This window comes from Mesorhizobium sp. C277A (assembly GCF_040324395.1).
Classification (GTDB): domain Bacteria; phylum Pseudomonadota; class Alphaproteobacteria; order Rhizobiales; family Rhizobiaceae; genus Mesorhizobium.
The window spans coordinates 2206831-2229942 of the sequence record NZ_JAMYVW010000002.1 but is presented as its reverse complement, the minus strand read 5'-3'; the positions used below and the strand labels follow the sequence as shown (position 1 = coordinate 2229942).

Here is a 23112-nt window from a genome sequence, read left to right as displayed (position 1 = left end):
CAGAGCCGGCACGGGAACAAACCCGGCCGTTTTCCTCACGCAGGCGATTCCCCCGCCACGGGCGCACACCTGCGAAATTCGTCGCGATCACCTGAAGCCTTTTCGCGGGAAGCGAAAGGAGCCGCCTTTCATCTGACCTGTAGCAGGAAGCTGCGGGAGAAGCGGTTCCAGGATTGCAGTGATCCACCATCGCTTTTATGATTTGACGGGGTGGAAGGCAACCCCGATTTCGGATGCCGGCAAAAAGCAGTGCCGTAACGGAAGCACAGGCCTTAATCCTCAATGAAAAGGCTTGGTTAACCTTCTCTGGATACCAATCGTTAATCGAGTCTGCGGCCTGACCGGCATTTCGACCAACCATGCGGGCGCAAGGCGCCAAACCGGGAGCGACTGCAAAGAAATGGGACTGGCGGGCACCACAGACAAGGGCCATGGCCGTGCAGGCCGTTTCCTGCGCGCTGCCGGTGTGCTGTTGTTGCTGGCGCTTTGCCTTGCTTTTGCGCCGGTTTCACGCGCCGACGATGCGCCACTCGGCGCCACCGCCTACAAGATGGCCGGCGACGCAACCAAGATGCGCATCGTCATCGATTTCGACCGCGAGCCCGACATCAAATGGTTCCTGCTGCGCGCCCCCAACCGGCTGGTCGTGGACCTGCCGCGCACCCGATTCGCCATTAGCGCGAAGGACGCCAAGGCCCGCGGCCTGGTCAAGGCGGTGCGTTATGGCGATCAGGGCGAGGGATCGCGGCTGATCCTGACCGGCAAGGGGCCGTTCTCGGTCGACAAGCTCGACGTGCTCAAGAACGATGACGGCGCAGGCTACCGCATCGCCATCGACATGTCGGCGGCCTCCGACCGCGAGTTCGACGAAGCCCTTGCCAACCAGGCGCTGACCACCGGCTCGACCGTCTCCACCGACAAGGGCTCCAGGGTCGGCACAGGGCCGATCTCCAATCCCGGGCATCGCTTCACCATCGTCATCGATCCCGGCCATGGCGGCATCGACGGTGGCGCCGAAGGCCTCAACGGCACCATCGAGAAGAACGTGACGCTGGCCTTCGCCACCGAACTGCGCGACAAGCTCGCCGCCGTCGGCAACTACGACGTGTTCATGACGCGCGATACCGACGAGTTCCTGCGGCTCGATGACCGCGTGCGCATCGCCCGTCAGCACGAGGCCGACCTTTTGATCTCGATCCATGCCGACACGATCAGCGTCAAGGGTATCAGAGGCGCCACCGTCTATACCGTCTCCGACAAGGCATCCGACCCGGAAGCGCAGGCGCTTGCCGACCGCGAAAACCTCTCCGACCAGTTCGCCGGCATGGTGATCAAGGACGACAACAAGGAAGTCACCGACATACTGATCGACCTGATCCGCCGCGAGACGCATAATTTCTCGATGAGCTTTGCCCACACTCTGGTCGGCCAGTTGTCCACCAGCGTCGGCCTGATCAACAATCCGCAGCGCTCGGCCGGCTTCAAAGTGCTGAAAGCGCCCGATGTGCCGTCGGTGCTGGTCGAACTCGGCTATCTCTCCAACGCCAAGGATGAGGCGCAACTGCTCGACGCCGACTGGCGCCGCAAGGCGGCGCAGAGCATCACCAACGCCGTCGCCCTGTTTGCCTCCGCCAAGATGGGAACGGGAACCGGAGGCTGAGATGGTCGCCGCCGCCCACGACCGGAGGCAGCGTTGCACGGGGACAACACCAGGCGCTTTTATTTCCGGTGGGGGATGCCGAAACCGGGCACTGCCGTATTTTGCCCACATGGTGGCGACATGGGTTTTCCATCACGGATCGGGACAGTTGCGAAGGCTTGCGCGAAAGGCGGCTTCGTCTAGGAAATTCCCGGACCTCGGACTGGAGCGGGCATGATTCGTCTTATCGGCTATTTCTTTGGTATCGGCACGACGCTGGCGCTTATCGTCGCCGCGGGCGTGGCGATATACATCAGCCATCTGTCGAAAGACCTGCCCGACTACGAGGTGCTGGCCAAGTACGAGCCGCCGGTGACGACCCGCATCCATGCTTCCGACGGCTCGCTGATGGCCGAATATGCGCGCGAACGGCGGCTCTATTTGCCGATCCAGGCGGTTCCGGACCGGGTCAAGGCGGCGTTCCTGTCGGCCGAGGACAAGAATTTCTACAACCATCCCGGCATCGACATCACCGGGCTCGGCCGCGCCATCTACGTCAACCTGCAAAATCTGGGTTCGGGCAGGCGCCAGGTCGGCGCCTCGACCATCACCCAGCAGGTGGCGAAGAACTTCCTCTTGTCCTCGGACCAGACCTACGAGCGCAAGATCAAGGAGATGATCCTGGCCTTCCGCATCGAGCAGGCCTATTCGAAGGACCGCATCCTTGAGCTTTACCTCAACGAAATCTTCTTCGGTTTCGGCGCCTATGGCGTTGCGGGCGCGGCACTGACCTATTTCGACAAGTCGGTCAACGAACTCACCGTCGCGGAAGCCGCCTATCTGGCGTCGCTGCCGAAGGGGCCCAACAACTACCATCCCTTCAAGCATGCCGACCGCGCCATCGAGCGCCGCAACTGGGTCATCGACCAGATGGTCGAGAACGGCTACGTGACGCGCGAGGAAGGCGACAAGGCCAAGGCCGAGCCGCTCGGCGTGACTCCGCGCCGCAATGGCTCTTATTTGTTTGCGGGCGAATATTTCACCGAGGAAGTGCGCCGCCAGATCATCTCGCGCTATGGCGAGAACGCGCTCTATGAGGGCGGCCTTTCGGTGCGCACGACGCTCGATCCGAAGATCCAACTCATCGCCCGCAAGTCGATGCAGAACGGCTTGCTCAAATACGACACGCTGCGCGGCTATCGCGGACCGGTGACGCATATCGATGCTTCCGGCGACTGGGGCGTGGCGCTGGGCAACGTCAAGGGGCTGGAAGACGTGCCGGAATGGTCGCTTGCCGTCGTGCTCGACAGCTCGGCGACTGGCCTTTCCATCGGCCTGCAGCCGACGCGGCAGATTTCGGGCGATATCGTCAAGGAACGCATTGAAGGCGCCGTCAGCAAGGAAGATATGAGCTTTGCCATGCGCCATGTGGTCGATGGCAAGACGGTCAAGGCCAAGTCTCCGGCCGATGTACTGCAGCCCGGCGACGTCATCTTCGTGCAGAAGAACGAAGGGTCGGAAGGCGCCTACACGCTGCGCCAGGTGCCGGAAGTGGAGGGCGGCCTGATCGCCATGGATCCACATACCGGCCGCGTGCTGGCCATGGTCGGCGGCTTCTCCTATGCGCAGTCGGAGTTCAACCGCGCCACGCAGGCGATGCGCCAGCCGGGATCGTCCTTCAAGCCGATCGTCTATTCGGCCGCGCTCGACAATGGCTATACGCCGGCCTCGGTGATCATGGACGGACCGATCACCATCCAGAGCGGCACCACGACCTGGACGCCGAAGAACTATGACGGCACGGTGGCAGGCCCCGCGACCTTGCGTTCCGGCATCGAAAAGTCGCGCAATTTGATGACGGTGCGGCTCGCCAACGACATGGGCATGAAGCTGGTGGTGGAATATGCCGAGAGGTTCGGCGTCTACGACCATCTGGCGCCGTATCTGCCGATGGCGCTGGGCTCCGGCGAGACGACGGTGATGCGCATGGTGTCGGCCTATTCGATCATGGCCAATGGCGGCAAGTCGATCAAACCCTCGCTCATCGACCGCATCCAGGACCGCTACGGCAAGACCGTGTTCAAGCAGGACGAGCGCGGCTGCGATGGCTGCAACGCGCCCGAATGGAACAACCAGCCCGAACCGGAACTGGTCGACAATTCCGAGCAGGTGCTCGATCCGATGACGGCCTACCAGATCACCTCGATGATGGAAGGCGTGGTCCAGCGCGGCACCGGCGCCACCATCGCCGAGCTTGGCCGCCACATCGCCGGCAAGACCGGAACGACCAATGACGAGAAGGACGCCTGGTTCATCGGCTATACGCCGAACCTCGTCGTCGGCCTCTACATGGGTTACGACACGCCGCGCGGTCTCGGCCATGGCGCCACCGGCGGCGGTCTGGCGGCGCCTATCTTCAAGGACTTCATGCGCGTTGCGCTGGACGGCACGCCGAACGTCGACTTCAAGGTGCCGGAAGGCATGAACCTCGTCGCGATCAACCGCAAGACCGGCATGCGTGCCGCGTCGGGCGATCCCGGCACCATCATCGAAGCCTTCAAGCCCGGCACCGGCCCCGCCGACAGCTATTGGGTGATCGGCATGGGCGCCGACGGGTCCAACGGCGCCGGCGGACCGCTATCGCCGCAGGCTACGGAAGCCATCCAGGCACCCGGCGGCGGACTCTACTGACGACCTGATTTTTTACGTCGAATGGGCTGGCTTGTTGAGCCGGCCCATTTCGCTTTACAGGCAGCAATGCCGTGCCTATGTATCGCGCCGACCCAAGCGCCACTTCAAAAACAGGACAGAACAACCAGCCATGCGCGCGGAAACGCAGAATATTGTCGACGAGATCAGGCAGGCGATCACCCTGCTGAGGAGGCATCTTTGACTGGGATCAGGCCATAAAGCGGCTTGAATACCTGAACGTGCGCGCCGAGGATTCCAGCCTCTGGAATGATCCGCTGGAAGCGCAAAAGCTGATGCGCGAGCGCCAGGGCCTCGAAGACGGGATCGCCGGCGTCAAAAGCCTGACTCAGGCGCTGGAAGACAATATCGGCCTGATCGAACTGGGTGAGGAAGAGGGCGACCAGAGCGTGATCGCCGAGGCGGAAGCAGCCCTCCGCTCGATGCAGGGCGAGGCCAAGGCCCGCCAGGTCGAGACGCTGCTGTCGGGCGAGGCCGACGCCAACGACACCTATCTCGAAGTCCATGCCGGCGCCGGCGGCACCGAGAGCCAGGACTGGGCCTCGATGCTTCTGCGCATGTACACGCGCTGGGCCGAGCGTCGCCGTTTCAAGGTCGAAGTGCTGGAAGTCCATGACGGCGAAGAGGCCGGCATCAAGTCCGCCACGCTCCTGATCAAGGGCCACAATGCCTATGGCTGGCTGAAGACCGAGTCGGGCGTTCATCGCCTGGTCCGCATTTCACCCTATGACAGCAATGCGCGCCGCCACACGTCCTTCTCCAGTGTCTGGGTCTACCCGGTCGTCGATGACAGGATCGAGATCGACGTCTCGGAATCCGATGTACGCATCGACACCTACCGCTCATCCGGTTCGGGCGGCCAGCACGTCAACACCACGGACTCGGCGGTTCGCATCACCCATATCGCCACCGGCATCGCGGTTGCCTGCCAGGCCGAACGCTCGCAGCACAAGAACAAGGCGAAGGCCTGGGAAATGCTGCGCTCGCGCCTTTACGAGGAAGAGCTGAAGAAGCGCGAAGCGGTGGCCAATGCCACAGAAGCGTCGAAGAGCGACATCGGCTGGGGTCACCAGATTCGTTCCTATGTGCTGCAGCCCTACCAGTTGGTGAAGGACCTGCGCACCGGCGTCGAGAGCACCAGCCCGTCGAGCGTGCTCGACGGCGACCTCGACGACTTCATGGAAGCCTCGTTGTCGCAGCGCATCGAGGGCGGTGCCGGTGAAGCCGTGGCCGACCTCGACTAGGATATGTTCATATTCAGCTGAGGCCGGCCTGCGAATGGATGATACCTGCGCTTCCGCCACTTTCTTGAATAAGAACATCCCTTGGCGGGGGAGCGAAGGAGGAACCATGACTCGCAGGCTCACCGGCAAATGCTTTTGCGGCACGGTTCAGTATGAAGTGGCGGACGAGTTCGTCTATGCCGCGATCTGCCATTGTTCGAACTGCCGGCGCACCACAGGTTCCGCCTTCAAGCCCTTCGCCGGCATCGAGCGCGCGAAACTTGCCCTTGCCGAAGGGCATCACGGGCTCATCCATTTCGGCGATGACAGCGGCCACGATGCGCATTGCAGCCGCTGCGGCTCGTTGCTGTATTCGCTGGTCCGCGACGGCGCCTATGTCCATGTCGCCATGGGCACGCTGGTCGACGATCCGACGATCCGGCCGACCGCGCACATCTTCGTCGGCTCCAAAGCGCCATGGTTCACCATCGCCGACGACTTGCCGCAATATGAAGGGCATGTGGTCGCCGGTCCAGGCGAAGTATAGGCTGGAACCACATTCGGCCAATCCCGTTGTTTCGATGCCCGTCTGCCGGGAGTTGAGCCTGGCCTTGGATCTCGTCAGCGGTTGCAGATAGCGGCGTAGATGTGGCGGCCTCGCGCAGCAACTTCTTGCGCCAGCCTAGGAATCAGCCCAGCATCCGAGGGCTGGAAGAGAAAAAGCATTTATGGCCGGACGCGGCATATCTGCGACCTGACGATCCGGCCACTGGGAAGACACGTTCCGGGAACGGGCAAGCGAAACGCTTGATGCTCGTTTGAAAGGAACGCTTCCATGTCTGCTGCCACTCTCCGATCGGCCAGAGCCGTTCAACCGGCTGGCCGACTCCTGTTTTCCTTGTTCGTGACCCCGATCTTTGCAATCGCGATGCTTGCTGCGGTGCTGACCGCACCCGCCTTCGCCCATGACGCCAAGCCTACGGCGGCGAAGCCGCAAGGCTGGAGTTATCCCTTCGCCTGCTGCGCAAACTACGACTGCCGTACCACCCATACCGGCGAGGTGCTGGAAAAGCCGGAGGGCTATGTCATCGCCGGAACGGGGGAGGTCGTGCCGATGAGCGACAAGCGGGTCAAGGACTCACCCGACGGCGATTTCCACTGGTGCGCGCACCAGGCCGGCCTCGACGCAGGCAAGACGATCTGCCTGTTCGTGCCACCGCGTTCCTACTGAGTTCTGTTGGCAGTTCTCATCGGAAGGCCGGCCTTGGTGCTGAAGGCGCTTGCGTCAGACGGAAGCAGCGAGTGCTGAGGCGAAGTCGCGATACGGCCGCAGTGGGCGACCCAGAAGTGCCGTCAGGCGCTCGACGTCGCCGGTCTCGGGCAGCATCCCGTCGGTAAAGAAACGCTCGCCCATCAGGCGCATGTCGTAGGCCATCCAGGCGGGCAGGAACTGCTTGAGATTTTGCTCAAAACCCTCCGTATTGTCGCCGCTGTAGCTGATCGGGCGGGCGAGTACGTCTGACCAGATTGCGGCAATGTCCGTCCCGGTCAGTGTCTGCGGACCGACGAGGTTGATCCTCTCGAACGCAAGCGGCTCCTTGGACCGTTCGCGACGCAGCAGCTCAAGAGCGGCGATCTCGGCGATATCGCGGGCATCGATCATGGCGAGACCCTTGGGGCCGATCGGCATTGGGTAGGTGCCGTAGCCGGTGATGACGTCTTCGACCGTCAGATCGTTCTGGATGAAGTAGGCCGGGCGCAAGATCGTAGCTTTGAAGTCCATCTGTTCGATCATTCGCTCCACGCCGAACTTGCCCGCGAAATGCGGCACGTTCACATAGACGTCAGCGTGGATCACCGAGAGATAGACGATCCGCTCGATGCCGGCCGATCGGGCGACATTCAAGGCGATCAAAGCCTGGGTGAATTCGTCCGGCACCACGGCGTTCAAGAGGAACAGCGTGGAAACGCCAGACATGGCTTTGCGCAGCGAATCGACATCGAGAAAGTCGCCTTGCACGACGGATACGCCTGCCGGAAAACTGGTTTTCGACGGATCGCGCACGAGAGCACGCACATCGGCGCCGCGCTTGGCGAGCTGTTCGACGACTTGGCGGCCGATATTGCCGGTGGCGCCGGTAACGAGAATGGTCATGGAATTTCTCCTGTTGGGTTGCTTGACAGCCCCAATATGTGTGGCTCACAAAGAGCCCAGTAGACGGCAATTTTAGACACGTCGTCTCACTGGTGGGACAGTCATGGATCTTTTAGCCCTTGCCGATTTTAACCTCGTGGCTCGCCATGGCGGCTTCGGCAAAGCGGCAAGGTCCACCGGCCGGCCCAAGGCAACATTGTCCCGGCGCGTTGGCGAATTGGAAAGCAGTCTCGATCTGCGTCTGTTCGAACGGGGTGCGCGTAACCTGAAGCTGACCGAAGAAGGACGGGCGCTCTTCGAGCGGACGGGGGCGTTGCTTGCCGAGCTGGACGAGACGGCATCGGCGATTGCCTCGGGCGGCCAGAGACCCAAGGGCAGATTGCGGATCAGCGCGCCTTTGCATTTTTCGCAGACTGCAATGGGGAGGATCGCCGCGGGATTTGCCCTGAGGTATCCTGAGGTGAGGCTTGAAGTGACCACCGAAGACCGGCATGTCGACATGATCGAGGAAGGCTACGATCTGGTAATCCGGGTCAATCCGGATCCCGATGAAAGCCTGGTCGGACGGGCGTTTCTCCGCGACCGCCTGGTCGTTGTGGCGAGCCCGGACCTTCCTCGCCCGGCCGATGGGCTCGCCGCTCCTGGCGTTGCGCGCGGGACAGGCGAGCGGCAAACATGGCAGGTGAAGACACCAGGTGGCCGGGCAACACTTAGAATCGAGCCGGTCCTCGCCTTGTCGACGCTCATCATGGTCCGGGATGCGGTGCGAGCCGGCATCGGCGCAGGACGGCTTCCCATTTCGTTGGTGGCCCACGACCTGGCTGACGGCACACTGGTGAATTGGGGGGATATTGACGGCCCCGAAATTTCTCTATGGACGCTCTACCCCTCCCGGCGGCTGCTCAGCGCGCGCGTGTCGGCGTTCCTGGATTTTCTGAAACAGGCTTTCCCAAACGGGACGCCGGACGAACTGGCCGCCTATATCGGCAGGTGACGACGATTGGGAGGTGACGACGGGCCTGCTTCAGCCAGAGCGCCGCTCGGCTCGATCGACCGGAGCCTGCTGACAGACAGTTGTCAGGAGCCTTCCTTTATGGTGCCTTGCCGCATGGGTGGCGGGCAACGGAGAGGAAAGCTTTTCATGACCATCAAGGCCAGCTGTCATTGCAAGGCGACGACGTTCGAGGTTTCGCAGGCGCCCGAGACGGTAACACAATGCACCTGCTCGTTCTGCTCCAAGCGCGGTTCGCTGTGGGCTTACTACGTTCCGTCGCAATTCAAGCTCACCAGCTCGCCGGAAAACGTTTCCTTCTATCAATGGGGATCGAAGACCGTCAAACACGGGTTTTGCGCCATTTGCGGCTGCGGCACCTTCACCGAAACGCCGGACTGGTCGACCGGAAAACCGGACTTCGACAATCCCAAGATCTCAGTCAATTCGCGGCTGTTCGACGATTTCGACCTCGACAAGGTCGAGGTGGTCGTCATTGACGGCAAGAACCTCTGGTAGGCCAGCACCAGCCACCGAAGCGGAAGTGTGGCGCGAGCGGGGAGAAGCCGCTTTCGCCGCTCGGTTTTTCGCCGCATTTCATGTTACAAGACCGGAGAAGGGCTTATATGCGCGAGCCGCAAAGGCCGCGCTTTGGAGAGGGACGATCCTTATGAAAAAGACTGTGCTCGTCGCCGTTGCGACGGCTGTGCTGGTGAGTGCCTGCACCACGACCGATCCGTACACCGGGGAGCAGAAGGTTTCGAACACCGCAGCCGGCGCCGGCCTTGGCGCCCTGGCGGGCGCGGGCCTCGGCCTGCTTGCCGGCGGCAATGACCGCCGCAACGCGCTGATCGGCGCCGGTATCGGCGCGCTGGCCGGCGGCGCCATCGGCGCGACCATGGACCAGAACGAGGCTGAACTGCGCCGCCAGCTCGAAGGCACCGGCGTCAGCGTCACCCGCACCGGCGACCAGATCATCCTCAACATGCCGTCCGACATTACTTTCAACGTCGACCAGGATGCGGTGAAGCCCGGCTTCTACCAGGTGCTGAACTCGGTTGCGCTGGTGCTGAAGAAGTTCAAGCAGACCACGGTCGACGTGTTCGGCCATACCGATTCGACCGGTGGCGACGAACACAATTTCGATCTGTCGCAGCGCCGCGCATTGGCGGTCGCCAACTATCTCTCAGGCCAAGGTGTCGATTCGCGCCGCTTCGCCGTCACCGGATTCGGCAAGACCCGTCCGATCGCGTCCAACGGAACGGCGGCCGGCCGTGCGCAGAACCGGCGCGTCGAGATCCAGCTTTCGCCGCTGACCTGAATTGTTCGGCATCGAAATGCGAAGGCGGCCCCCGCAAGGGGCCGCTTTCTTTTTGGGCTCCTGTGGTCCGCCAAAAGGTCTAACGCATTAGAGATTTCTAATAATTCCTTTCCGGAGGCCTTGGAAGGGATTAGCATTGGTGCGGTTCCAGAGGGGATGGGGCGATACAAACGGCCGCGCAGTCACTTAGTCGGCCCCGGTCCTGCACGGCCAGATAGGAAATCTGGGAGGAATGCATGACAAGAACAGCTCGTCTTGGGCGTTGCGGCGTCCTCATTTTGACAGGTCTGGTCTCAGCTTGGTGCGCAGCGGCCACGGCTCGAGCCGAGGACGCCAACAAAGCCGACATCGAAGCGTTGAAGAAATCGCTCGCCAAATATGAAGACTACACGGTCGCCGTCCGCGACCTTTATCTGTCGACTGTCGGGTGCGTCTATTACAGCGGGGACAGGATCGAGGGCGCAATGGACTATCCGAAGGGCGCTATGGGCATCCATTTCGTCAACGTCCCGAGTGTCGGTCAGAAACTCGATCCGATGCGCCCCAATGTGCTGATCTACGAGCCGACCAAGAAAGGCTTGAAATTGGTTGGCGTGGAATGGCTGGTGCCCCTGACGCCAGACACCAAGGAACCTCCAAAACTATTTGGCCAGACCTTCATGGGACCGATGGAAGGGCACTATCCGCTCATTCCGAGGGAGTTCGTCCACTACGACCTTCATGCCTGGCTGTTCAGAGACAATCCGAACGGCATGTTCAGTCCGACCAACCCGAACGTGAAATGCAGCAAGGCAGAGTTTCCGATGCTGGAAAAACCGACCAAGATGATGCCCGGCCCGATGTGACGGACGGGCCAGGATAGGAGCGTGCCAAGAGTGCAAGCTGGCCGGCTGCATTTGAGAGCGCTCGGGATCAGGCTCGGACGACGATCGGCATGAGGGCCGGCGCGCATGAAGGCTGCCCGCATGATGTCGTCGCGGAAGCCGACAATGGCGCTGCGAGCCGTCAGTCGAAGGTAAAAGCGGCCCGCAAGGGCCGTTTTTGTTTGGCATGTCGGACCCTGTAATCAAGGCCTACGAGGTCGGCTGATCGACAAATTGCCGCAACGATACGGCGCACGATCGGCAAGACCGGCAGCAGACTTGGAAAGCCCACTAGCCATGATGCTCCCCATGCATACGGCCAGGTCGCCACGAAACCGGTTGTCCAGCCCGCATTGATCAGCGTCGCTACCGCGGAAACAATGCACGACATCAGGATGGAAAGAACGAATGGCATCACCAGCGCATTGTAAGAGGCCGGTAGCTTCCTCGATTTCAAAACCTTGTGGGATGACGGTCGCATCAAATATCTCCTTCTCGAAAAGTGGAAGTATGCGCGGCTGGGCGCAGTCAGGCGGCCTGCGCCATTTGCTGGGCAAGGTTTCGAATAAAGCCGCGCAACGAACGCGGTTCGCGGCCCAGGGCGGCGCGCAATGTCAGACTGTTCCCACCAAGGCCATAGTGGGCGTAGTGGGCGTATATTTTGGCCAGCACCTGCATTTGGCGGTCATTGTAGGGAAGGCGTGCCTCGGCCGCCCACTCGCCAAATGTCGGCTCACCAGAAGAGATGGGTCGGCCAAGTTCCTCACTCATCATCGCAACGATGTCTTCCCGGCTGTGCATGCCGTCAGCGCACAGATCGAGGGTCGCGTAGGACAATCGCGCTTCGGTTAGGGCGATCGCCGCCACCTCAGCGACATCGCGGTAGTCGACGCGGGCCAGCTTCGCCGTCTTTGGAAACGGTTCCGAGAAAACACCATGTTCAACGACGGACGGCCACGCCGCTGCGAGGTTCTGCATGAAATTGGCAGGGTGCAGAATCGTATATTCCATCGTTGTCGAGTAGAGAGCAACCTCGACAGGTACCTTGCTGGCATGGTTCTTCAGTCGCGTATTGGTAGGCTGGATCACCGACGAGAAGACGAACTTTCGAACTCCTGCTCGCGTGGCGGCCTCAACCATGGCAACGCCCATGGCTGCTTCATCGGGAGCAAAAGCCGGCCCAATGTGAAAGACGCCGTCGACGCCCTCGACCGCCTTTTCGAGGCTCTGACGATTTCGCAAATCTCCTGTCGCAACCTCGGATGCCCCTAGCTTCCGGGCCTTTTCGGCATTCGCAGGGTCGCGAACGAGCGCTCGAACATTGGCATTGCGTCGGACAAGTTCAGGCACGACAAGTCCCGCAACTCGGCCTGTGGCACCAACGACCAGAACAGTTGGATTGGCTACTTGCATGACGATTCCCTTCCATCAAGCCTGTCCTCGCGGGACAACTTGCAGAGAGGTACGACGTCGCAATTGTCGTTACAATTACCCGTTTATGCGATATATTATGTCGAAGATCGGGAGAATACATGAGCCGGATGGACGATTTCGAGGCTTTCATCGCGATCGTCGAGCATGGAAGTCTGACGACTGCCGCACATCGGCTGAACCGCTCGCTGCAGTCGGTCAGCCGGTCTCTGGCGGCACTGGAGGAATCAGTCGGCGTCGAGCTGATCCACAGGACAACGCGTCGCTCGACACCGAGTGAAGTCGGAGCAGCCTTTTTCAACCGGATCAAACCCGCGGTCGACGAAATAAACGACGCAAGACTTCAGGCGATCAATCAACGATCGGAGCCGGCAGGCGTCCTGCGCATCGGGGCGCCGGTTCTGTTTGGCCCGAACGTCCTGATGCCTGTCATCGCCGAATACATGCGGACATTTCCCCGGGTCGAGGTCGATCTTCAACTTTCCGATGGATTTGCCGATCTTGGCGCCGAAGGTCTCGACCTGGCAATACGCATCGGCGATTTGCCGGATTCCAACTTGAAAGCCAAACGCCTGGGGGCGTTGCGGCGCGTTGTGTTCGGCGCGCCTTCCTATTTCGCGCGGTGTGGCCGGCCGGCCCATCCCTTCCAGCTGAGTGAGCACAGTTGCATAATCAGAACCGCTAACGAGCGTCCAGGTGAATGGACGTTTCAGATCGACGGGAAACCCCGGACCGTGAAGGTCGCAGGCGCTTTTCGCTCCAATCTGATGACCTCGGTCTATGCCGCCGCAATCCACGGACTGGGTTTGGGCTTCTCGCCTCTGTGGCAGATAAGACATTTGGTCGACGACGGTCTCGTCGAACTGGTTTTGACGGAATTCGAGCCGGCACCGGTGCCGATCCATGCCTTGTGGCAGGAAGGCCGGTCATCTTCGGCCAAGGTTCGGGCGTTTCTGGATTTATTGGCATCCCGCCTGGAACTGAAAAGCCTGTAGCATCGACGGGCTATTTAAGCCTCCAGACCGGAAGCGATCGGGTAGATCGAGCCTGTTTTGCGGTTACCGCGCATGGCGCCGATCCTGGAGCGGGCTCCAGATCTCACATCCCAGTCGCGTCCAGGCAAGCCGCGCGTCCTCGGGACGCCGCGGCTCATGGGATCAGACCTTGGCGACGATCTTCATGAAGGCCGGCATGTCGTCGCCGAAGCCGACGGTGCCGTCATTGTCTTCACCGCGGTTGTTGCCGCGGGCAGGGCGGCTGTTGCTGGCGCGCTGCGGCCTTGTGTCGCCGCGTTCCGGGGCGCGGTTCTCGTTGTTGCGATCGGAGACCTTGCGGTCGCTGTTTTCGGAGCGGATCGCTTCCTTGCGCTGATGCCGTTCGCCGGTGTCGGCGACCGCGGCCTCGGCTACCACCGGCTGTTCCTCGCGCGCGGCTTCTGCCGCCGGCGCGTCGTCGCTGCGCTTGGCATGGCGTTCGCGCGGCTTGCGCTCGCCACCGTCCTTGCGATCATGGGGCTTGCGGTCCTCGTCCTTGCGGCCGGCGCGGCGCGGAGCGCCACGGCCACGGCGGGGCGCTTCGTCCTCGCCGCCTTCGCTGGCGACCACGGTCGACAGGTCGCCGTCATGCCACTCGATCTTGTTGCCGATCAGCCGCTCGATGGCGTCGATGTATTTGGTGTCGGACTTGGTGGCGATGGTGAAGGATTTGCCCGAGCGTCCGGCGCGGCCGGTGCGGCCGATGCGGTGGACATAGTCTTCGGCGTGGATCGGCACGTCGTAGTTGAAGACGTGGCTTACGTCGGGAATGTCGAGGCCGCGCGCGGCGACGTCGGACGCCACGAGATAGCGCAATTTGCCATCGCGGAAATTGGCCAGCATCTGCATGCGGGCGCGCTGGTCCATGTCGCCATGCAGGGCGCCGGCGTCGAAATCATACTTCAGCAGCGAGCGGAACAGCTCCGCGACCTCGACCTTGCGGTTGCAGAAAATGATAGCGTTCTTCAGCTCGGCGTCTTCGGCCTTTATCAGATTGCGTAGCGTCTCGCGCTTGTCCCACGGCTTGGAGCCGGACTTGACCAGGCGCTGGATGATGTTGGTGGCAGCGGATGCCGCCTTGGACACCTCGACGCGCACCGGCGCATGCAGGAATTTCTCGGTGAGCTTGGTGATCTCCGGCGGCATGGTCGCTGAGAAGAACAGCGTCTGCCTGGTGAACGGGATCATCTCGCAGATGCGCTCGATGTCGGGGATGAAGCCCATGTCCAGCATGCGGTCGGCCTCGTCGATGACGAGGATCTCGACGCCGTTGAGCAACAGCTTGCCGCGCTCGCGGTGATCGAGCAGACGGCCGGGCGTGGCGATCAGCACGTCGGCGCCGCGCTCCAGCTTCTTGTCCTGCTCGTCGAAGGAGACGCCGCCGATCAGCAGCGCGATGTTGAGCTTGTGGTTCTTGCCGTATCTGATGAAATTCTCTTCGACCTGCGCGGCGAGCTCGCGCGTCGGCTCGAGGATCAGCGTGCGCGGCATGCGGGCACGGGCCCTGCCTTTTTCGAGGCGGGTCAGCATCGGCAGCACGAAGGAAGCCGTCTTGCCGGTGCCGGTCTGTGCTATGCCCAGAATATCCTTGCCGAGCAAGGCATGCGGGATGGCGCCAGCCTGGATCGGCGTCGGCACGGTGTAGCCCGCATCGGTGACTGCGGAAAGGACCTTGGGCGACAGGCCGAGGTCTGAAAAGGTCAACGCTTCTAGAGCGGTCGTGGTGTCTGAGGACAAGAGTTGCTGTCTTTGGCTGGTTCGGGGAAGCGCAACGGCATCCGTCGCGGCAAGCACAGCGTGCCTGCAAGATTGGTATTGCGATTAGGCGCAAGCCCGCGATTTGTCAACAGAAACGGGCGGGATTGGCACGATTGTGAAAACGTAAGCTTAATCGCGATGCTTAATTAGGTAGTCACTCTTTGCGCCGGCTCAATAGCGAAATTGCTCGGCGAGAATGCGTTCGTTCCACGAATGGTTGGGATCAAACAGCAGCGTCGCCGTCGCAGTCGGCGATTCCCGGACCGTCACGGAAGCCACCGCCTTGACCTCGGTATGGTCGGCGGCGGTGTTCACCGGGCGCTTTTCCGACTCCAGAATATCGAAGCGTACGGTCGCCTTGTTTGACAACAAGGCACCCCGCCAACGGCGCGGCCGGAACGGGCTGACCGGGGTCAGCGCGAGCAACGGCGCATCCAGCGGCAGGATCGGCCCGTGCGCCGAAAGATTGTACGCGGTGGAGCCGGCCGGCGTCGCGATCATCACGCCGTCGCAGTTCAGTTCCTCGATGCGGACCTGCTCGTCGACGGTGATGCGGATCTTTGCCGTCTGGTAGGACTGACGCCACAGCGCCACCTCGTTGATGGCGAGTGCCGAAACCGTCTCGCCCTCATGCGTCAACGCCAGCATTTCCAGCGGGCGGATCGTTTCGGCGACGGCGGCCGCGATGCGCTCGGTGAGGCCCCCGACGCGGTACTCGTTCATCAGGAAGCCGATGGTGCCACGGTTCATGCCGTAGACCTTCTTTCCCGTGCTCATCGTGTCGCGCAAGGTCTGCAGCAGGAAGCCGTCGCCACCCAGCGCCACCACCACCTGGGCGTCGTCGAAGGATGCCTGGCCATAGCGGGCCGACAGGCTCTCCATCGCCGCCTTGGCATCGGCAGTGTCGGAGGAGACGAAGGCGAGATTGGCTTTGCTCATGACATTCCGATGGCGGTCGGCCGATGGCGGTCGGCGGCGGTTGCGTGGGGTAGCATGGGCAAGCGCATCTGCAAAGGGAGGCATCGTCCGGCGCAGTTGCGGCCGCGGCGAAACGAAATCGGCGGCTCGCGCTTCATGTCGCCGGAACGGCGAATGTGATGGTTAAGAGCGAGCTTAAACACTCGTAAAGCCTGATCGATCATGTTAGCCGACAGAGGATGGGTGGCTGGGGGGCTAGCCAGTCGAGACCTGTCTATTGCCGGTGACACGCCTGATTATCGTCTTCCTTGTGATGGGAAGTTTCGCCCTTCTCTTTGCGGAGCTTGTGCGGCAGTCCGAAGACATGAGCTCCAGGCCGATGGCCTCACGCTGCGGCGGCGCCGGCGTGCCATGCCCGCAAAACGCGTTGTAGGCTGAAGCCAATCTGCCAACGACGATCCGTCGCCTACTGCGCGACAATCCTCAGATTGGCGTTGCCGTAGAATGTGTAGGCGAGATAGGTCGGATCGCCGGTCTGGTAGAATTCTCTGCGGACATCCTGCAGGATCTCGGCCAGATAGACCGGCCCGTCCTTGATCCGCGTGCTGATGCCGCCATAGAAATCGGTCGAGAAGGCCGCTGCCGCGCGGTCGGTCAGTGGCCACATGCCGCCGATGAAGCCGGAAGCGCCGCCCGCCAGCACTGCCGGACCCCAGCCCTGCACGAAGCCGCCGAGCATCTGCGAACGGCCGGTGTCGCAGGCGTTGAAGAAGTAGAACGGATTGCCCTTGCCATGCGCGGTCGCGACCAGCGCGGCCCATGTATCGGGGTCGAGCGACTGATCGACGAGATCGATGGCAAAGACCGGCCGGCCGCTGCTCGGCTGGTTGACCTCGCCATGGCCGGAGAAATGAATGAAACCGGTCGAGACTTCGCCGACCAGTTTCTCGAAAGAGATGAAATCGCCATCGAAGCGGCGGTAGCCGGCAAGCTTGCTCAGTGCCGCGATCTCGTCCTGCTGAAAGCGCAGCGAGCGCTTGTCGACATAGGAGGGCGCGACGGCCGCGACGCCGGTGAAGGTCATGCGGTCGAGCGGGTTGTCGACCTGTGAGGCACTGCTGCGCGGAGCCCAGCGGGCCAGCCGGTAGCCCATGCCGAGAAAACCGTCGGCTATAGCGCCGTCGACGCTGCGCGGGCGGATCAATTCCCAGGGCAGCGTCGGGCTGTTCGAGGTGATCTGGATCGAATGGAGTTCGCCTTTGCCGCGCAGCGACCAGAACACGTCCTTGAACGGTTTCGGCACATAGTCGCGGTAGAGCGCATCGCCAAAACCTTCGGCGGCGAGCGTGACAAAGCGCTTTTGCGCCCCCGTATCGCTGCTTGCGGCAGGCTGCTGCAGCGAAACGGCGCCGCGCAGGCTCAATCCGAGCTGCAGCAGGCGGCGGTATTCGGAGTCCAGCCATGCCGCCATCTCAGGTGGCGTCGAGAACGTATCGGTCACCGGACCGGCCAGATGCGGCGAATGGATGATGATCTGCCCCGAACCCAGCCCGCTCGGATCGTCATAGAGGATGGTCACGTGGAGATCGGGGACGTCATCGCCGGCTGCGCCGCCGAGCGTCACATTGCCAGTTACCGCCGGCTGCGGCGCCGCTGCGGCCAGCATCAGCATGGCAGGTGCTGCGGAGCGTTCGGCTGTGGCGCTCAGAGCGGCTGCCTCGACAGGCGCGGTGCGGCGAATGATAACCGACCGCGATGCCGATCCCAGGAACCTCCCGGCGCTGTAGATGCGCGCGATGAACTGGGCCGGCTTGCTGTCCTTGGCGATCGGCCGCGCCTTGACGTCGAAGCGGACGAAGTCGCTGTCGCCCTGGCGGTAGAGCGTCGTCCGTCGGCTCCATTTGCCGCCGTCAGCGAGATCGAAGCCGGAGGCGAACAGATCGATATCGATCGGCCATTGCTCGGTTCCCGCCGGCATCGCCATGGCCAGGGCGCCATCTTCCGTCACCGACGAGCCCGGCGCTGCCTTCACCTTCACTTCGGGCGTGAATTGCTCTTCGGTAAGGGCGATCGAAACGGTCACCGTCTCGCCGGCGACAATCTCATCCGGCGCATCGATGGTTGGATGGCGCACCACCTCGACAGCGCCCGTCTCGGGTTGTGGAAGGGCGCCGCCGGAAGGAGGGCTTTGCGCCTGGTCGATGGGCGGCGGCGCTGGTTTCGGTGGCGCCTGCGCCTCCGGCGGACTTTCGGCGCCGGTCGCGGGTGGCGGGGCCGATGTCATGCCGTCCTCAGGGGGGATCCCTGCCTTATCGGGGGGCGGTTCGGCGCCGGTGGCTCCGCCATCCTGCGGATAGGTCCCGCCGAGATTGTTCTGGGCAGCGGCCGCAGCTGCGTCTTCAAGACGTTGCTTTTCCTCTTCGTATCGTTGCCGAGCCTGCTCTTCCTGCAATTGGCGCTGCTGTTCCTGGCGTTTGTATTCCTCGTAGAGCGCCGCCTCCTTGGCGCTGTCGCCCATCGCGGCATCGGGACTGCCGGAGCCCGGGGCAACGTCCATGGGGTAGGGCTCCTGACCGCTGCCATCGGCGTAGTCGCTGCCATCAGGCTCCCAACCGCCACTCCCGGAGATGTAGCCGCCGCTCGCCATCGCCGGCGGTGCCGGTTCCGGCACAAGCGGCAGCGCCGGTGACGCGCCGGCCACCTGGTCCGGCGTCAGCACAAAGGCAGCGTCTGCCGAGCGGCCATATGCCATCCATGGCCACTGGGCGCCTGACGTTTTGTCGATAGTGGTTTGCCTGACCGAGGCGAGGATGATGGCTATGTCCGCGCCGCGCTTGACCAGCGCAGCGGTGAGCGCATCGGCAAATACGGTGACGGGGCGGGCTTCGTCCAGTGCAACGGTTCCGGGTTTGGCCGACAGAGCGACGATGGCGTGGGTGAGGGGATCGACCGCCGCCAGACCCTGCATCACGCCGGAAGTAGGGTTGTGGCCATCGCCGGGATTGTCGAGCAGAACCACCTTCAATGTCGGGGTTGCCTCGAGCGCCTGCATGAACAGGTCGAGGGGCAATGCCGTCTGGTCGACCGTTTCCTTTGAATCGATCCGGGTGCCGCGCGTCAGTAAATAGTTCCTGCCGTTGGCCTGCGCGGTGTGGCCGACATAGTAGAAGATGCCGACGGAGTCCGGATTGGCCAGGGATTGGGCGAAATCATGCATGGCGCGCGCGACATCGGCGCGGTCGCCATCCGACACCTGCCGGACGGTGAAGCCAAGCGATCGTAGTGTCGCTGCAACGAGTTCGGCACTGAGGTCGGCGTTGGCGATTGCCGGTGAGCCCTCAGAGGCCGGATTGGCGACAACCAGCGCTATCCGCTCTTCGCCGCGCGCAGCGGAGAAGAGCGCCATGGTCATCAGCAGCACGACCGCCAGAAAAAGGCGCATGACCGTGATCCAAGCCCTGCAGGCTGCGGCGCTCACGCCACGGCTTGCCCCAATTCATCAATGGCCCAACCTTGACCATATCATGTCGGCTTCGCCGGCGCACTGCCGGTGCCGATGATGCAGTTGTGTCGCTAAAAGATATTGACTGTATGTTTAGTAATTAATACCGTTGCCCGAGATACCGAGTTGGTCAGCCGGCATTCGCCGGTGAATGATCACCAGGACGAAGGGAACTTAGGGACTCGAGGCGCAATCCCGCCGGTCCCAACAATGGGAGACACAAGCATGCAGTTGAAATCGACCGCCACGGCGCTCGGCCTGTCGCTGCTGGCGATGACCGGCATTGCCCGCGCCGAGGGCGAACTCCAAATCTACAATTGGGGCAACTACACCAGCCCGGACCTGATCAAGAAGTTCGAGGAAAGCTACAAGGTCAAGGTTACCGTCACCGACTACGACTCCAACGATACGGCTCTGGCCAAGGTCCGCCAGGGCGCTTCCGGCTATGACATCGTCGTTCCATCGGCCAGCGTGATGCCGATCTGGATCAGCGAAGGCCTGCTCTTGGAAACCGATCCCAACACGATGGAGAACTTTAGAAACGTCGATCCGAGATGGGTCGACGTGCCGTTCGACCCCGGCCGCAAATATTCGGTGCCGTGGCAATGGGGCACGACCGGCATCTCGGTCAACAAATCGGTCTATGCGGGCGATCCGAACACCTCGGCGATTTTCCTCGATCCGCCGCCGGAACTCGTGGGCAAGATCAATGTCGTGCCCGAAATGGGAGACATCATGTTCCTCGCCATTGCCTATGAGGGCGGTAAGTACTGCACCGACGACAAGGTGCTTTTGAAGAAGGTGCATGACAAGCTCATCGAGGCGAAAGCGAAATGGCTGTCGCTCGACTATGCGGCCGTCGACGGTCTCGGCAGGGGCGACATTGCCGCCGGCGTCAACTGGAACGGCATATCGCTGCGCGAGCGGCTGGAGAACGACAAGATCGTCTACGGCTATCCCAAGGAGGGCTTTCCAATCTGGATGGACAATGTCGCGGTGCTCAAGGATGCCAAGAACGTCGAGAACGCCAAGCTCTTCCAGAATTTCATCATGGACCCCAGGAATGCAGCGATGATCTCGGCCTTCGCGCACTACGCCAATGGCATCAAGGGCTCCGAGCCCTTCCTGCCGGCCGATATGAAGGGCGCGCCTGAAGTGGAGGTTCCGGCCGAATTTGCCGACAAGGGCCAATTCATGTCGGCCTGTCCCGCCGACGTCCAGGCGCTCTACACCAGGATCTGGACCGATCTGCAGAAATAGCGGCCCCGCCAGCCGAAGCTGACCACCAAACATCGGGCCGCGGATCGCGGCCCTGCCATCGCCAATGCCAGATGCCGTAAAGCCGCCGCGGGAGATTTTCGATGTCCGATCTCGACCTTTGCTACATGCCGGCCAGCGAGGCGTTGCGGCTGTTCAAGGCGAAGAAACTGTCGCCTGTGGAACTGATGCAGGCCACCATCCGCCGCGTCGAGGCGACGGAAGAAACGATCAATTGCCTCACCTTCACGCATTTCGACGAGGCGATGGATCTCGCCAGAAAAGCCGAGGCGAAATACGCCAGAGGCGCCAGGACCGGCGCGCTCGAGGGCCTGCCGATCGGCATCAAGGATGAGAGCTACATCAAGGGCAAGCCGACCTCGCATGGCTCGCTGCTGTCCGGGGACGCGCTTGGCGGCCATACCTCGACGATGAACGAGCGTGTCATGAAGGCCGGCGGCATCGTCCACGCCCGCACGGCGACGCCCGAATTCAGCTGCGCCGGTTATACCTGGTCGAAGCGCTGGGGCGTCACGCGCAACCCCTGGAACCCGGATTTCACGCCGGGCGGTTCGTCGGGAGGTTCGGCGGCAACGCTGGCCTCCGGCACGTCGTCGATCGCAACCGGCTCGGACATAGCGGGCTCAATCCGCATCCCTGCCTCGGCCTGCGGCCTGGTCGGCTTCAAGCCGCCTTACGGCCGCAATCCCGATGAGCCGCCGTTCAATCTCGATTTCTACTGCCACACCGGGCCCTTGGCCCGAAACGTCGGGGATGCGATCCTGCTGCAGAACGTCATGGCCGGGCCGAGCCCGCTCGACATCGCCACGCTGCGCCCGAAACTGCGCCTGCCGCTCGACTACAAGCAGATCAAGGGTTGGAAGATCGCATTCTCCATGAATCTCGGGTCCTTCGAGGTCGATGCGGACGTGCGCAAGAACACGCTCGCCGCCTGCGATGTGTTCCGCTCGCTCGGCGCCACCGTCGAGGAGGTGGACCTCGGCTGGGGCGACGAGGTGCTCAAGGCCGGCATGGCCTATCTCGAACATCTCTTCGGCGCCTCGCTGTCGCCGCTGCTCGCCAAGCACGGCAAGGACATGACCAGCTATGCCAGGCAGTTTGCGCAGGACGGCCAGAAGTCGAAGGCCACGGACTTTGTCGCAACTTTGGACGTGGCGGCCAGGATGTACCAGACGCTGGGGCCGTTGCTGGAAAAATACGATGTGCTGATCTGCCCGACCAATGCGCTTCCCGCAGTGCCGGCGGAATTCGATCAGACCAAAGGCAAGGTCGAGATCAATGGACGAGAGGTGAACCCGTCGCTGGGCTGGGTGATGACGACGCCGTTCAACATGCTGAGCCGCTGCCCGGTTCTGTCGATCCCGTCGGGCCGCGCCGCCAACGGCGTGCCGACAGGCATCCAGATTGTCGGCCGCACCTATAGCGACGCTGACGTGTTCCGGGCGGGTATGGCCTATGAGACGGCTCGTGGTCAGTGGTACACGAATGCCGGGACACGCCCGACGCTGTGAGTCCGCAGAGCGCCGGCATGCCAAGGCAGCGGCGGGATGTTTCGGCCGCCGGGGAAAGGCCTGACGACAATGGCGCAACGCATAGCCACTCCGGATGCGGGAAAAAGCAAGGCGGCCAAGGGTGCGGCGAACGACGCCGCGCCCAAGGACCGCCGGCGCGAGCGCGGCGAAGCGAGCGTCCAGCGCATCATCGACGCCACCATCGAGCTCATCGCGGAGGAGGGGCTGGCCAGCGTCACCATGCAGCGCATTGCCGGGCATGTCGGCTCGTCCAACGCACTGGTGGTCTTTCATTTTCGCAGCAAGGAGAACCTGTTCCGGGCCGTCCTGCAATATCTCAGCGACCAATATGACGCGCTGTGGCTGACGCTGGTGCGGGCGCCCGGCCTGTCGCCGGTCGAGCGGGTCTTGGGCGCGGTCGATTGCGCGCAACGCTTTGCCCGCCAGCATCCGAATTGGGTGTCGGTCTTCGTCGTGTTCTCCAGCGACCGCAAGAGCATGCAGCTCTACAACGAGATAGGCCTGCCCAGCGATCTCGCCTACACGGCCGAAGCGCGCGAACTGCTGATCGAGATTTCGCGCAGCGGCGGTTACACCGGCGTCGACATAGACACGCTGTCGGAGAGCCTGAATTATCTGGTTCACGGCGCCTGGTATTGGGACCATCTCAACCCGTCCAGCCGCGACACCGACGTGCTGCGCAAGACCATGCTGCTCCTGCTGCACCAGGCCTTTCCGCGGCATTTTGACTTGGGGTGAGATGCGGCCATTGCGAGCGA

General features: G+C 62.4%; 18 protein-coding genes and 1 pseudogene. 13 read left to right on the top strand and 6 right to left on the bottom strand.

Annotation, left to right across the window (positions count from 1 at the left end; genetic code table 11):
* Window positions 1–400 precede the first annotated feature (400 nt).
* The 5 genes from NKK52_RS11200 to NKK52_RS11180 all read left to right on the top strand — a co-directional run bounded on the left by NKK52_RS11200 (window position 401) and on the right by NKK52_RS11180 (window position 6802).
* Entirely contained in the window at window positions 401–1660 is a 1260-nt protein-coding gene (locus NKK52_RS11200) for an N-acetylmuramoyl-L-alanine amidase (protein WP_023681490.1), read from the top strand.
* A 213-nt stretch (window positions 1661–1873) separates the two neighbouring features.
* Window positions 1874–4330: a penicillin-binding protein 1A gene (locus NKK52_RS11195; RefSeq protein WP_023681489.1), complete on the top strand. Its 2457-nt coding sequence runs from the start codon at window positions 1874–1876 to the stop codon at window positions 4328–4330.
* Window positions 4331–4460: 130 nt separating this feature from the next.
* A protein-coding gene (prfB, locus tag NKK52_RS11190; RefSeq protein ID WP_155922402.1) for a peptide chain release factor 2 occupies window positions 4461–5592 on the top strand; the annotation gives its coding sequence in 2 pieces (ribosomal slippage) (window positions 4461–4526 and window positions 4528–5592; 1131 coding nt in all).
* 106 nt (window positions 5593–5698) lie between these two features.
* Window positions 5699–6118, top strand: a complete 420-nt coding sequence (locus tag NKK52_RS11185; RefSeq protein WP_023681488.1) for a GFA family protein — start codon at window positions 5699–5701, stop codon at window positions 6116–6118.
* 288 nt (window positions 6119–6406) lie between these two features.
* Window positions 6407–6802 (top strand): hypothetical protein, encoded by a 396-nt coding sequence (locus NKK52_RS11180; protein WP_023667474.1) that lies wholly within the window; start codon window positions 6407–6409, stop codon window positions 6800–6802.
* A gap of 54 nt (window positions 6803–6856) precedes the next feature.
* Here NKK52_RS11180 and NKK52_RS11175 read toward each other — a convergent pair whose 3' ends face one another.
* Window positions 6857–7726 (bottom strand): NmrA/HSCARG family protein, encoded by an 870-nt coding sequence (locus NKK52_RS11175; RefSeq protein WP_023667473.1) that lies wholly within the window; start codon window positions 7724–7726, stop codon window positions 6857–6859.
* Window positions 7727–7829: 103 nt separating this feature from the next.
* On the opposite strand from NKK52_RS11175, the gene NKK52_RS11170 reads away from it, so the two are divergent.
* The 4 genes from NKK52_RS11170 to NKK52_RS11155 all read left to right on the top strand — a co-directional run bounded on the left by NKK52_RS11170 (window position 7830) and on the right by NKK52_RS11155 (window position 10883).
* Window positions 7830–8720 carry a LysR family transcriptional regulator gene (locus NKK52_RS11170; protein ID WP_023681487.1) on the top strand — a complete coding sequence of 297 codons (891 nt, stop codon included), beginning with the start codon at window positions 7830–7832 and terminating at the stop codon, window positions 8718–8720.
* 147 nt (window positions 8721–8867) lie between these two features.
* On the top strand, window positions 8868–9236 hold the full coding sequence (locus NKK52_RS11165; protein WP_023667471.1) for a GFA family protein: 369 nt from the start codon (window positions 8868–8870) through the stop codon (window positions 9234–9236).
* A gap of 151 nt (window positions 9237–9387) precedes the next feature.
* Window positions 9388–10038 carry a YiaD family glycine zipper/OmpA-like lipoprotein gene (locus NKK52_RS11160; protein WP_023667470.1) on the top strand — a complete coding sequence of 217 codons (651 nt, stop codon included), beginning with the start codon at window positions 9388–9390 and terminating at the stop codon, window positions 10036–10038.
* A 236-nt stretch (window positions 10039–10274) separates the two neighbouring features.
* Entirely contained in the window at window positions 10275–10883 is a 609-nt protein-coding gene (locus NKK52_RS11155; RefSeq protein ID WP_023681486.1) for a hypothetical protein, read from the top strand.
* Window positions 10884–11133: 250 nt separating this feature from the next.
* Here NKK52_RS11155 and NKK52_RS11150 read toward each other — a convergent pair.
* Both NKK52_RS11150 and NKK52_RS11145 read right to left on the bottom strand, forming a co-directional pair.
* Window positions 11134–11382 (bottom strand): annotated as a pseudogene (locus NKK52_RS11150) (DUF2798 domain-containing protein); the annotation flags it as partial.
* 47 nt (window positions 11383–11429) lie between these two features.
* A complete protein-coding gene (locus NKK52_RS11145) occupies window positions 11430–12314 on the bottom strand; it encodes an NmrA/HSCARG family protein (protein ID WP_023681485.1) in 885 nt (294 codons plus the stop codon).
* Between the two features lie 119 nt (window positions 12315–12433).
* Here NKK52_RS11145 and NKK52_RS11140 point away from each other — a divergent pair, with 119 nt between their 5' ends.
* Window positions 12434–13327 (top strand): LysR family transcriptional regulator, encoded by an 894-nt coding sequence (locus NKK52_RS11140; protein ID WP_023681484.1) that lies wholly within the window; start codon window positions 12434–12436, stop codon window positions 13325–13327.
* A gap of 162 nt (window positions 13328–13489) precedes the next feature.
* Here NKK52_RS11140 and NKK52_RS11135 read toward each other — a convergent pair whose 3' ends face one another.
* From NKK52_RS11135 to NKK52_RS11125, 3 genes are all read right to left on the bottom strand, one after another.
* Window positions 13490–15103 (bottom strand): DEAD/DEAH box helicase, encoded by a 1614-nt coding sequence (locus NKK52_RS11135; RefSeq protein ID WP_031203684.1) that lies wholly within the window; start codon window positions 15101–15103, stop codon window positions 13490–13492.
* Between the two features lie 192 nt (window positions 15104–15295).
* Window positions 15296–16063, bottom strand: a complete 768-nt coding sequence (locus NKK52_RS11130) for an NAD kinase (protein ID WP_023681482.1) — start codon at window positions 16061–16063, stop codon at window positions 15296–15298.
* Between the two features lie 445 nt (window positions 16064–16508).
* A complete protein-coding gene (locus NKK52_RS11125; protein WP_156939223.1) occupies window positions 16509–19484 on the bottom strand; it encodes a caspase family protein in 2976 nt (991 codons plus the stop codon).
* A gap of 285 nt (window positions 19485–19769) precedes the next feature.
* Between NKK52_RS11125 and NKK52_RS11120 the strand changes: the two genes are divergently transcribed.
* From NKK52_RS11120 to NKK52_RS11110, 3 genes are all read left to right on the top strand, one after another.
* The gene (locus NKK52_RS11120) at window positions 19770–20804 is read left to right on the top strand and encodes an extracellular solute-binding protein (protein ID WP_023681479.1); all 1035 of its coding nucleotides are present in this window, start codon (window positions 19770–19772) and stop codon (window positions 20802–20804) included.
* Between the two features lie 101 nt (window positions 20805–20905).
* Window positions 20906–22333, top strand: a complete 1428-nt coding sequence (locus tag NKK52_RS11115) for an amidase (RefSeq protein ID WP_023681478.1) — start codon at window positions 20906–20908, stop codon at window positions 22331–22333.
* A 69-nt stretch (window positions 22334–22402) separates the two neighbouring features.
* The gene (locus NKK52_RS11110; RefSeq protein WP_023681477.1) at window positions 22403–23092 is read left to right on the top strand and encodes a TetR/AcrR family transcriptional regulator; all 690 of its coding nucleotides are present in this window, start codon (window positions 22403–22405) and stop codon (window positions 23090–23092) included.
* The last annotated feature ends 20 nt before the right edge of the window (window positions 23093–23112 follow it).

Bases quoted from the DNA above. Each gene is read 5' to 3' on its own strand.
- NKK52_RS11200 (WP_023681490.1), top strand. From the start codon at position 401: ATGGGACTGGCGGGCACCACAGACAAGGGCCATGGCCGTGCAGGCCGT.
- NKK52_RS11195 (WP_023681489.1), top strand. From the start codon at position 1,874: ATGATTCGTCTTATCGGCTATTTCTTTGGTATCGGCACGACGCTGGCG.
- NKK52_RS11185 (WP_023681488.1), top strand. From the start codon at position 5,699: ATGACTCGCAGGCTCACCGGCAAATGCTTTTGCGGCACGGTTCAGTAT.
- NKK52_RS11180 (WP_023667474.1), top strand. From the start codon at position 6,407: ATGTCTGCTGCCACTCTCCGATCGGCCAGAGCCGTTCAACCGGCTGGC.
- NKK52_RS11175 (WP_023667473.1), bottom strand. From the start codon at position 7,726: ATGACCATTCTCGTTACCGGCGCCACCGGCAATATCGGCCGCCAAGTC.
- NKK52_RS11170 (WP_023681487.1), top strand. From the start codon at position 7,830: ATGGATCTTTTAGCCCTTGCCGATTTTAACCTCGTGGCTCGCCATGGC.
- NKK52_RS11165 (WP_023667471.1), top strand. From the start codon at position 8,868: ATGACCATCAAGGCCAGCTGTCATTGCAAGGCGACGACGTTCGAGGTT.
- NKK52_RS11160 (WP_023667470.1), top strand. From the start codon at position 9,388: ATGAAAAAGACTGTGCTCGTCGCCGTTGCGACGGCTGTGCTGGTGAGT.
- NKK52_RS11155 (WP_023681486.1), top strand. From the start codon at position 10,275: ATGACAAGAACAGCTCGTCTTGGGCGTTGCGGCGTCCTCATTTTGACA.
- NKK52_RS11145 (WP_023681485.1), bottom strand. From the start codon at position 12,314: ATGCAAGTAGCCAATCCAACTGTTCTGGTCGTTGGTGCCACAGGCCGA.
- NKK52_RS11140 (WP_023681484.1), top strand. From the start codon at position 12,434: ATGAGCCGGATGGACGATTTCGAGGCTTTCATCGCGATCGTCGAGCAT.
- NKK52_RS11130 (WP_023681482.1), bottom strand. From the start codon at position 16,063: ATGAGCAAAGCCAATCTCGCCTTCGTCTCCTCCGACACTGCCGATGCC.
- NKK52_RS11125 (WP_156939223.1), bottom strand. From the start codon at position 19,484: ATGCGCCTTTTTCTGGCGGTCGTGCTGCTGATGACCATGGCGCTCTTC.
- NKK52_RS11120 (WP_023681479.1), top strand. From the start codon at position 19,770: ATGCAGTTGAAATCGACCGCCACGGCGCTCGGCCTGTCGCTGCTGGCG.
- NKK52_RS11115 (WP_023681478.1), top strand. From the start codon at position 20,906: ATGTCCGATCTCGACCTTTGCTACATGCCGGCCAGCGAGGCGTTGCGG.
- NKK52_RS11110 (WP_023681477.1), top strand. From the start codon at position 22,403: ATGGCGCAACGCATAGCCACTCCGGATGCGGGAAAAAGCAAGGCGGCC.